The organism is Faecalibacterium sp. DFI.5.82, assembly GCF_029076575.1.
GTDB lineage: Bacteria > Bacillota > Clostridia > Oscillospirales > Ruminococcaceae > Faecalibacterium > Faecalibacterium duncaniae.
The window spans coordinates 1-306 of the sequence record NZ_JARFIS010000610.1; the positions used below are offsets into that span (position 1 = coordinate 1).

At 65.0% G+C, this 306-nt stretch carries 1 pseudogene; it reads left to right on the top strand.

Annotated features, from left to right (window positions below):
• Window positions 1–306: pseudogene (locus P0G09_RS18100) on the top strand (sodium:proline symporter); the annotation flags it as partial.

Here is a 306-nt window from a genome sequence, read left to right on the forward strand (position 1 = left end):
AACCTCATTGCACAGCACGGCATTCTGGCAGCCGTGCTGGCGGGCCTGATCCTGGCGGGCATCCTTGCCGCCACCATGTCCACCGCCGACAGCCAGATGCTTGCTGCCGCGTCCTGCGTCTCCCAGAACATCCTGCAGGAGTTCGGCCACATGAAGCTGACCGAACGCCAGAGCCTGTTTGCCGCCCGCCAGACCATCATCTGCGTCAGCGTGGTGGGCGTGGTGCTGGCCCGTGACCCCAATTCCAGCGTGTTCGGCATCGTCAGCTTTGCATGGGCCGGTTTCGGCGGCGCGTATGGTGCCGTG